The 9,725-nt window shown below is 73.8% G+C and carries 11 protein-coding genes; all 11 read right to left on the reverse strand.

Annotated features, from left to right (window positions below):
* Position 1 precedes the first annotated feature (1 nt).
* A complete protein-coding gene (locus tag ACIG5E_RS33850; protein ID WP_396540113.1) occupies positions 2–835 on the reverse strand; it encodes a hypothetical protein in 834 nt (277 codons plus the stop codon).
* Between the two features lie 108 nt (positions 836–943).
* Entirely contained in the window at positions 944–1,456 is a 513-nt protein-coding gene (locus ACIG5E_RS33855; RefSeq protein ID WP_396540115.1) for a hypothetical protein, read from the reverse strand.
* Between the two features lie 13 nt (positions 1,457–1,469).
* A complete protein-coding gene (locus ACIG5E_RS33860; protein ID WP_396540117.1) occupies positions 1,470–3,632 on the reverse strand; it encodes a hypothetical protein in 2,163 nt (720 codons plus the stop codon).
* A gap of 144 nt (positions 3,633–3,776) precedes the next feature.
* Positions 3,777–3,959 (reverse strand): hypothetical protein, encoded by a 183-nt coding sequence (locus tag ACIG5E_RS33865; RefSeq protein ID WP_396540119.1) that lies wholly within the window; start codon positions 3,957–3,959, stop codon positions 3,777–3,779.
* A 1-nt stretch (position 3,960) separates the two neighbouring features.
* The gene (locus ACIG5E_RS33870; protein ID WP_396540121.1) at positions 3,961–4,476 is read right to left on the reverse strand and encodes a hypothetical protein; all 516 of its coding nucleotides are present in this window, start codon (positions 4,474–4,476) and stop codon (positions 3,961–3,963) included.
* 227 nt (positions 4,477–4,703) lie between these two features.
* Positions 4,704–6,773, reverse strand: coding sequence for a hypothetical protein (locus ACIG5E_RS33875; RefSeq protein WP_396540123.1), 2,070 nt, complete (start codon positions 6,771–6,773; stop codon positions 4,704–4,706).
* A 35-nt stretch (positions 6,774–6,808) separates the two neighbouring features.
* On the reverse strand, positions 6,809–7,399 hold the full coding sequence (locus ACIG5E_RS33880; protein ID WP_396540125.1) for a hypothetical protein: 591 nt from the start codon (positions 7,397–7,399) through the stop codon (positions 6,809–6,811).
* Positions 7,400–7,502: 103 nt separating this feature from the next.
* Entirely contained in the window at positions 7,503–7,775 is a 273-nt protein-coding gene (locus tag ACIG5E_RS33885) for a WhiB family transcriptional regulator (protein ID WP_396540135.1), read from the reverse strand.
* 30 nt (positions 7,776–7,805) lie between these two features.
* Complete coding sequence (locus tag ACIG5E_RS33890; protein ID WP_396540127.1) at positions 7,806–8,261, reverse strand: hypothetical protein; 456 nt, start codon at positions 8,259–8,261, stop codon at positions 7,806–7,808.
* Between the two features lie 98 nt (positions 8,262–8,359).
* Positions 8,360–8,857: an ATP-binding protein gene (locus ACIG5E_RS33895; RefSeq protein WP_396540129.1), complete on the reverse strand. Its 498-nt coding sequence runs from the start codon at positions 8,855–8,857 to the stop codon at positions 8,360–8,362.
* 264 nt (positions 8,858–9,121) lie between these two features.
* Positions 9,122–9,544, reverse strand: a complete 423-nt coding sequence (locus ACIG5E_RS33900; protein ID WP_396540131.1) for a hypothetical protein — start codon at positions 9,542–9,544, stop codon at positions 9,122–9,124.
* Positions 9,545–9,725: the final 181 nt, after the last annotated feature.

Below are 9,725 nucleotides of genomic sequence, written 5' to 3' on the forward strand. Positions count from 1 at the left end.
GTCAGTGCAATTCCTTCGTGTCGGTGTCGATGATGCGAACGCCCGTGATGACCGTGCCGGGCATGCCCTTGGGGGCGATGTTCTTCACCCAGTGCGCGTACGGGTCGAGGGCGGCCTGGTCGGCGGTGCCCACCGACAGGCGCCGCACCCCGGCGCCGCGGCCCGGCACCTTCTCGACGCTGATCTCCTCCTCGTCCCAGTCCAGAAGCGCGGACAGGGCGGTGATGGAGATCGTGGGCACCGGCGTGCCGGGCACGGCGGCGCGGATCAAGGCGGTCACCCCCTTCTCGCCGGTGCGCTCGACGTCGGTCAGGACGGTGCCGGGGGCGACACCGCCCTCGACGGCGACCCGCTGCGCCCACCAGATCGACATCGGGTGGGTGGAGCCAGCCGGGACCAGGGCGGCGGCCTGCTGCTCCTGGACCTGTTGGACAGCCTCGGGGGTGAGGGAGCGCTCGCGGCCCGCGAGGACGCGGGCCATGCGGGCCGGGCGGACCTTCCAGGTCACGACCGCCCATGCGGCGTCCAGCGCGAGCTCCCACCAGTGCAGGCCGTGGACCAGGCGCTCGGTGACGAGCAGTCCGGCCGCGCTGACGGGGGAGACGAGGTAGAGCGCGGTGGCGGCGTCGCGGATGCGGCCGCTCGGGAGGGTCGCCGACCAGATCAGCCCCCAGGCGCTGGCGGCCCCGGCGCCGCTGAGTGTGATGGCGAAGGGCAGGGGGTCGGTGGTGAGCGCGCCGGCCGCCAGTCCCGCCGTGGTGGCGAGGGTGGCGGTGCGGCCGGCGTAGCCGCGGGCGACGGCGATGCGCCCGCGCAGCGGGCCGAGGGACATCATCGGAAGGCTCTCCTTCGCGGGTGCCGCCGGGGAAGCGGCGGGGCGGGGGTGTGCGAAGGGGCGGCCGGGCGCCGACCCGTCGGGGCGGCACCGGCCGCCCCCGTGGGGTCAGCGGTTGGCGTAGAACTCGCGGTCGGCCAGCTCGCCCTCCTTGGCGGCGATCACGTCGTCGACCGGCCCGTAGTCGGACTCGTGCGCGTCGGCGGTGGCCTGGAACAGGGTGGAGAGCTCGGCGGTGGCGGCGGCCATGGCCTCGGCCTCCTCCAGGACGGAGAGCATCACCGCGGCGGCGTCGCGGTGCTCGGCGACGGTGTCCCGGTCGACGTTCATCCCGGCGGCCTGGTCCGCGAGGCGCTGCACCGACTTGGCGCAGCCCTCGACGTACTCGTAGGTGCCGGTGACCTGCTCGGACAGGTAGGCCAGGCGCACCGCGGCGATGGCGAGCTGGCCGACGACGATGCCGTAGCTGACGGCGTCGCGGATCACCTCGCCGGCGGCGGCGAGCACCCCGCCGGTGGAGATCTCCAGATCGGCGCCGCCGCCGGCGGGCCGGTCGGTGGGGGCCTGGTGGACGGCGGCCGGGGCGTGGCTTGCGACCGGCGCGAGGTCGGTGTCGGACATCGGCTCTCCCTTCCTACTTCTCGTGGTAGTCGCGCTCGGCGGGGGCGGCGTGGCCCATGTCGCGCGTGATGTCGGCGACCGGCTTGTCACGGCGGGCCGCGTTCGTGCCGGCCGCCGCGATGGCCTCCGCGGCGGCCGGGATCGCCTCGGCGACCGCGTCGGCCGTCGCCTTGACCTCCTCGGTCTTCTCGATCAGGGAGGCGACCATGGATTCCAGGACGCCCGGGACCTTCAGGTCGACGACCTTGGCGTGCAGTGCCTCCAGGCGGCCGAGCAGCTTCTCGCAGCCCCCCGCCGCCAGGCGCGCGTCGTCGGCGCCCTGCAGAATCTCCTCCGCCATGTCGGCATCCGCCTCGATGACGTCGTGGATCGTCAGGTCCGAGTCACCGGCGTACTGGGTGCCGGAGCCCGTTCTGGGCACGGGGATGGTCACGTGTCGTCCTCCAACGGGTGATGCCAGCGGCATCGGGGTCGGGCGGGTGGTTCCGGGCCGCACGTGCGGACCGTCGTACGGGGCGCGCGGCAACGCGGCCTGGCCCCGGCCGATCGCCGGGGCGGCCTTGTCGGGGTCGGGCCGGTCGTAGCGGCGCACCTTGTGCTCCGTGCTGTGCATCCAGCCGGGCGGCGGACCGAACCCGTCCGTGCCCGTCCCGGCGGCCTGGCCCGTGGGGCCGGTGCCGGTGCTGCTGGCCTGCTGCGAGCGGCGGGCGTTCGCCCGCTGGGCCCGCTCGCGTGCCTGCCGCGCCTTGCGCTCCTGGCGCTCCGTGCGCTGGCGGGCCTTGCGTTCCTGCTGCTCCTGGCGCTTTCGGGCCCGGAGGTCTTCCGGGCTGCCGGGGGCGGTGGTGCCGGGCCTGCGCAGCCGCCAGGGCCGCGATCCGGGCGCCCCGCCCGGGGTGAACAGCCGCCGGAAGCGGCGACCCTTTCGAGCGCCGGCCGCCGACGCCGTCCCGGTCGCGCCCGCCGAGCCGCTTCCGGTGCCGGGCGTCCCGGGGCGTACGGCCAGCTCGGTGCTCGGCGCGGCCGGCTGCGCGGGGGCCGTCGTTCCGTCCTTCGCTTCCTTGGGCTTCTTGCCGTTCAGGATCCGGTCGACCGCCCGCTTGCGCAGCGCGCCGCGGATGGTGTCCGGGGTGGCGCCGCCGCCGGTGTGGGCGCCGGTCGGTTTCCAGCTGCCGGTGGTGATCCGGTCGGCGACCCGGCGCCGCGCGGCGCCGCGCACGGTGTCCGGCCCGGCTGGTTGCCGCTCGGGCCGCGTCTGCCGGTCGGCTTTGGTCTGCCGGTCCGGCTTGCTCCGGTCGGGGCCGGGCTGCCGGTCCTTCGGGCCGTTCAGGATCCGGTCGGCGGCGCGCTGGCGGGTCGCTCCGCGGATCGTGTCCGGCCCGGCGAGCTGGCGGCCCGGGCGGTCCTGACGGGAGTTCAAGGGACCGTTCCGAGGCCCGTTTTGGGGCCCGTTTTGGGGCCCGGAATTGCGCTCCAGACGACTATTTCGGCCGGAGGCCTCCAGGGCGCCCCTGCGGGCCTCCTGGACCCGCCCGGGCCCGATGCTGCCCGTAGGCCCCGAGCCGCCGCCCTGCCCGCCTCCATGGCCCGTATCGGGCTTCTTCGGCTGCGGCCCGGTCGGCCCGGTGGGCGCGGTGGAGCGGAACGTGGAAGGTACCGGACCATTAGTCCGGCCCGAATTCTGAGGGGAATTCGGGCCGCCATTGCGGGTGGTCCGGCCGAATTCCGGGCCGGACTGGAAACGGCCCCGCTGCTGCGCCGCCAGGGTGGACGCGCGGGCCTTTTCGAGTTCCGTGTTCGCTTTTCCGGCGGCGGTTCTCTGCTGGTCCCGGACGGCCTTGAAGTGCTCCGTGCGGGCTTTCAGGTAGCCGACGGCGTGATAGGCGCCGCGCAGGGCGGCGACCGTGATTCCCGCCATCATCACGGTGGACATCGCGGCGGTCCCGGCGAAGGAACCGGCTCCGGCGGCCGGCGCCGCCTCCATTCCGCTAGCGGTGGCTTCCTCACGGCCGGAAAGGTCGGGGCCTTCCTCCACGGAAAGAGAGGCGGGCGGCGCGAATTCGGTGGTCAGCGGGGCCAGGGTGGGCAGCCCGTCGCCCGGGCCGTCCTCGCCCACGACCCCCGGCAGGCTCAGGCCGGGGAGGGTGTGCACGGTCCCCCCGGTGGTGTCGTCGGCCATCCGGCCGCCTCCAATCGTTCGTCACTGTCCGTCACCGATCCGGGGTCTCTCGCGTGCGCGCACAGTGCGCGCACGTGGAGACCCCGGATCGCGGCATCGCGGCGGTTTCGGTGAGCGCGAAGAGTCACCCCGCCGCCCGGGCTCTCAGGAGCCGGCGCGGGCCTGCGTCCATGCGGTGAGGAGCCGCACCAGGTCCGCCCACGCCGCCTCGTCCTTGCCGGCCATCGCGCGGGCCAGGTCCCACAGGACCGGTGCCCGTTCCGCATTCGTTCCGGCCGACCTGACCCGCGCGTTCCAGTGGGCGGCCTGGCCCGGTGTGAGCGGCATTTCACGCCTCCTTCAGGAAATCCAGGAATGTCGCCGGGGGCTGGTCATTGGGCGTTCCGGTGCCGTTTCCGTTCGCGTTTTCGGCGAGCCCGGAGGAAATGCCGTGCAGGCTCGCCGCCGTGTTCACCGCCTGGATTCCCTGCGCCTTCTGGGCCCCGGCCTTGTTGGCCTTCTGGAGGGCCTTCGCCTTCGCGCGGGCCTCGCGCTTGACCGGGAGCTCCACGTAGAAGCGGTTGTAAGAGGCGTCGATCTTTCCGGCCGCATTCACCGCATCGCGCAGGTGCTTTTCCAGGGCGGCCATCGGCCGGGTCGCGCGGAATGCGCGGACCTTCGCTTCCATGGGCTTGTCGCCCTCGAATCGGATGTCCTCCAGGGCCGACTTGTACTCGTGCAGCAGCGCCTGGACCTCGTTGGCCATCTGCCGCAGCCGCTCGCGCTGCTGGGCGGCGTACAGGTTGGTGCCCTGCGGGCGGAGCAGGTGCTCCGACGTCCACCCGTTCTTGTGGTGCTGGGACATGCGGGTCCTCCAGGAAGGGGAAGTTGGTCGACCCGGGCTCCGGCCGGATGCACGGGTCGCTACGGTGGTGCTCGGTGCCGTCGGCACCTTCGGCGGCCACCAGGGCGATTCCCGCGCCCTGGTGGCCACCGGAGCGGCCGACCACATGTGTTGCTCTCAGTGACCATCCGGCGGGGGACCGGGCCGCTCGTCCGTCGCACCGTCAGGTGCGCGGGACCGGCCCGGTCTCAGCCGGTCTGCTTGAAGCGGCTCCGGGCGGTCTCAAGCCGCCGCCCGGCCGTCGCCCGGGACTTGCCGATGACCTTCATCGCGTCGTCCAGTGAGACCGCGTCCTTGTCGCCCCGGCGGTACATGAGACTGAGCAGCGCGGTGATCTCGCCCTCGATCTCGGCGTCCTGGCTGGAGGAGCGGCGCCGGGTCTCACCGGTGCGCTTCACCAGCGCGGCGCCCGGCCCGGTCTCAGCATCGGTCTCACGGTCTGACCTGCGGGTCTCACACTCGCCGCCGCCGGTCTCAACCAGTCTCATCACGGGCCCGGTCTCACCGCCGTCGGTCTCACGAAGGCCAGGCCAGATCTCAACCCGGTCTCGCCCTCCGTTCACGTCAGCCGTGAGACCAGCAGGGAGAGCGGTGGGGTCGTCGCTGAGACCGACGTACAGCGGCCCGTCGATCTCACCCTCGTCCGTGGCGGTCTCACTCTCACCGGCGTCCGGAACGGTCTCGTCGGGGCCGCCCCCGTCCTCCTGGGTGATGTGGTGCAGACGCCACATCACCCACGGCGCGATCGCCGCGACGGTCACAATGAGCCACCACTTCGGATGGCCGTGGACGTCGACGCCGAACAAGCCGGCGTTGGCCAGGTGGTAGACGGCGTTGGCGGCGACCATCAGCACGATCGCCCCGAGCACGTCCCGGTGGCGGCGGAAGGACTGGACGACGTAGACGTCGATCGACAGGGGCAACGCCCAGGCGATCCCCGCGGGCCATCCGGACAGCCGAGCGAGAGCGAACTCACCGCTGGCGGTCAGCACGATCGTCGCGCCCAGCGCGACCCGCGGCCCCCAGAGGTCGACGAACTTCTGCCGGCGCCGGGTCTTGGCGACCAGCGCCTCGGCCTGCTCGGCCTCCTGACGGATCGCCGCCAGCCGCTGCTCGGCCGCCTCCTGCTGCCGGCCACTGGCGAGGTCGAGCCCGCGGGCCCGCCCCTCCGCGGCGGCCACCAGCTGGAAGGCCTCGTCCTTGGCGGCGACTAGGAGCTGGGCGGCCTCGCTCTCCGCCTTGGCGATCTCGCCGGAGGCCTTCGCCTCCGCCATCGCCCGCACCTCCGCGACAGCCTCCGTGGCCTGCGCCTCAGCGCCGGCCAGCAGGTCGGCCGCCTCCTGGCGGCGCTGGTCGGCCTCCACCTCGGCCTGCGCCGCGATGCCCACCGCCCGCTCCCGCGCCTCGTCCAGGAGCTGCGCCGCCTCCTCCGCGGCGGCCTCGACCTGCGCGCGGGCCTGCTCGCGCAGCGCCTCCGCGTCGGCCTGGCCCTCCTCACGAGCCTTCGCCGCCGACTCGCGCCGGGCGGTGGCGTCCTGCTCGGCGGCGGCGATCAGGTCCTCGGCGCGCTGCCTGGCGTCGGCGACCAGCTGCTCGGCGTGCGCGGTGCTCGCCGCGGCCTCCGCCTCGGCCTGCTTCTTGGCCAGCTCGGCCTCGGCGATGAGCTGCTGGGCACGCTCGCGGCCGCCGGCCACAATCCGGTCGGCCTCGGCCTGCGCCTCGCGGTGGAGTTTGGCGGCGACCTCGCGCCGGTGGGCCACCGTCTGCTCGGCGGCGGCCAGGTCGGCCTCGGCGATCGCTCGGGCCCGGGCCACCGTCTGCTCGGCGCCCTGGAGCTGCTGCTCCGTCAGCCGCTGCAACCGGGCGATGGACTGCTCGGTGGCGGTGCGCTGCTTGACCGCGTCGGCGAGTTCGTCGCGGGCCGCCTGCAACCGCTCCTCCAGCTCGGCGGTGCGCTCGGCGGCCTGCTGCTCGGCGCCGGCCAGGACGGCGTCGGCCTGAGCCTGGGTCTGCTCGGCGTGCTGCTCGGCGTCGGCCACCTGCTGGCGGGCCGCCTCGAGCAGCTGCTCGGCCTCGGCCTGCGCGGTGGCACGCAGTTGCTCGGCCTCCGCCTGGGCCGCTTCCACAATTGTGGAAGCGGCGGCCTGGTCGAGCTCGGGCTCGCGGGGAGCCGGAACAGCCTCCGGCGCGGCGGTGGTCTTCGTCGTGGTGGTCTTCGTCCCCGCCGAGCGTCGGGCCGGGGTGCGTCGGGTCGCCACAGGGGCTCCTCTCAACTGCGCGTGGTGGGGATCGGTCAGGCAGGGATGGCGGTCAGCCTGGTCACGTCGAGCGCGAGCTTCACCGCCTCGGCCCAGCGACGCAGGTCGCGGGCCGTGCCGGTGGCCTCGACCGCCCGGCGCGCAGAGGTCAGGTCGGTCAGGGCCGCCGCCGCGTTGCGGTGGGCCTCGGCCGGGTGGTGGACGTGCTCGGTGTCGGCCAGGGCGTCGATCAGGTTGCGGATACCGAGGTTGAGGTCGACGGCCAGCGCCCGCAGCACACTGTCGTCGGCGTCGGCGCCGGGGCGGTTGGCGGTCGCGGCGATCCGCAGCCGGGTCCGCTCGGCGAGCTCTTCGACCAGCGCGGCCAGGCCGGCGCGGCCGCGCGCGTCGGCCACGCGCTCGCGCAGCTGGACGACGCGCTCGGCGGGCGCCTTCTCCCGTCCGTACTGCGCCTCGTCCAGCGCGCGCTCGGCCTCGATCAGGTCCATCTCGCGGGCCAGGCGGGCGGCCTTCCAGTCCACCCTGTTCTCCGTGCTGTCCAGCCAGACCAGGAGCTGGCCGAGCGCGGCCAGTGGCACCGGCTTCGAGGTGTCGGTGTGGGTGAGCATCCAGGTGGGAAGCGACATCAGGAGTCCTCTCTATATAGGGGGCGGTGCGTCGGGCACCGTCGAACGCCCCCGCAGCCGGCGGTCCGGGGCGGGGGCGAACGGCAGCAACCGCTGCGCTCGGTCAGGCGGTGCGGGCGCGGTTGCGGGCGGCGCGGCGCTTCATCGCGCGGCGCTCGTCCTCCGACATGCCGCCCCAGACGCCGTCGTCCTGGCCGGTCTCCAGCGCCCACCGGAGGCACTGCTCCATGACCGGGCAGCGGCGGCACACGGCCTTGGCTTCCTCGATCTGCAGCAGGGCCGGGCCGGTGTTGCCGATCGGGAAGAACAGCTCCGGGTCCTCGTCGCGGCACACCGCGCGCATCCGCCAGTCGGTCTCGGCGGCGGTCGTCAGCATGATCTTGATCATGGTGCGGGCTCCTCTCGGTCAGCTGATCCGGGCGGTGTGGGCAAGCCGCTGGAACGCGGCGGTGCTCACCGGGTGGGCGATCTCGTCCAGGACGTGCTGCCAGGCCGGGCTGTCCGCCTCGCGCGGCGTCCACGGGTCCGGGTCGTGGGTCAGCTGCCAGGCCGCCCAGGCCTGGGCGAAGTCCACGTCCTCGGGCTGCTTGATGACGACGTCGCGCTCGTGGTCCCAGGCGGTGCAGTGCCGGCGGATCCGGTCCTCGCCGAGGGTGCGGACGGTGATCTGCCAGGTCGGCCAGCCCTCGCGCGGGCCCGGGTCGATCGCCAGGACCTCGTAGGGGGTGTCGCTGGCGTAGGGGCCCCGGTAGATGCCGCCGACGCGGCGCGGGCCGATGCACCGGGCGATCCAACGGCGGGTGCTCTCCGCGCAGTAGTACGCGCGGCGGGCGTCAGTAGAAATTCGGGAACGCTGCTTCACGAACGGCCTCCCAGCCGAAGTCAGAGGAGCACCGCGCCCGCTGCGCCCCGGGCCCGGAATCCGGCGGGCACAGCGAGCGGCGGTGGGTGTGGGATTGGTCAGCCGGCCGCGGGGATGCGGCAGCGGATCTGCTTGCCGATCGGCGAGGACTTGACGGTCCAGCCGGGGGCGAGGATGTCGAGGAGGACCAGGCCGCGGCCGGACTCCGCCTCGTCGCTGTCGCAGGCGGTGCCGGTGCGGCGGGGGCCGACGCCGAAGAGCGGATCGTGGACGGTGACGACCGCGTCCACTCCTCGGGAGCGGTGGACCTCCACGACGAGCGGGACGTGCTCGCCGCAGGCGCGCACCGCGTTGCCGATCAGTTCGGACAGGACCAGCTGCGCGGACTCGGCGGTCTCCAGGTCGACGCCGTGGGCGACCAGGACGGTCAGCGCCAGGGCCCGCACGGTCTGCACGGTGTCCTGTTCGGCCGTCAGGTGGGCGGTGATCCCGCCGAGGCGGTGAACCAGGTACAGGCCGGGGCGCGGGGCGGGCAGGATCGGCTCCTGCGCGGTGAGGTCGGGCGCGGTGCCGGTGCCGAAGGTGGTGGTGGCCATCACCGGCCACCTCCCCGGGCCCGCCGCAGCGCCTCGTCCATGTCCGGGTCGCTGTCCCCCGGGGCGAGGTTGAGGGCGGGGCGTGCAATGATGTTGTGCAGCAAGGTCGTTGCCTCCGATTCAGGCGACGTGGACGGCCCCGGGGCGCAATCCCGGGGCCGTCGCTGTTGGTGGGAGCAGCTCCTGCCGTCCCCCCGCCGTCCCCACACCGGCAGGCCGGGGCGGAGGCGACGGGCAGCGTCGCAGGAGAAGACACGCCGCTGGTCAGGCGGCAGAACGCAGCGCGGTCAGGTGCGCGAAAGCGATGCTCGAGGTGGCGGGACGCTGCGGGCGGGGGACCGGCCGGTAGTCGGTGTCGTCAATCGCGTTGGTGACGAGCTCGGCGACGTCAGCCGGGTCCGCGGCCGTGCCGAGCCGACCCGCGGGGATGGGCGTCGACTGGTTGCGCAGGCGGTTCACCAGGAGCTCGGCGTTCCTGTCCAGGAGATCCAAGACCTCGGTGAAGGAGAGACTGCGGGTCGCGGTGAGTTCCGCCGCGTGCAGCCACAGCTCGCCGCACAGGTCGTCGACGGTGTCGCTGGCGGTGTCCGGGCTGGCCTCATCCAACAGCTCCAGGACCAGGTCCCGCAGGCCGGTCGAGTACCAGGTGTAGGCGTCGGCGAGCAGCTGGTTGGGGGTGTCGGGCATCTCGGTCTCCTCGGAACGGGTGACATAGCTGGTGGCGTGTTCGGGCATGCGAAGCGGCGACCCGGAGATTCCGGGCCGCCGCTGGCTACTGACCTCGGCGCTTCAAGGTGATGGCGGTGGGAGGTCGAGGGAGAGGCCGGTGCCGGAGAGGAAGCCGTCGAGGATGTCGGAGCGGTACTGC

Source organism: Kitasatospora sp. NPDC053057 (genome assembly GCF_044546945.1).
Lineage (GTDB): Bacteria > Actinomycetota > Actinomycetes > Streptomycetales > Streptomycetaceae > Kitasatospora.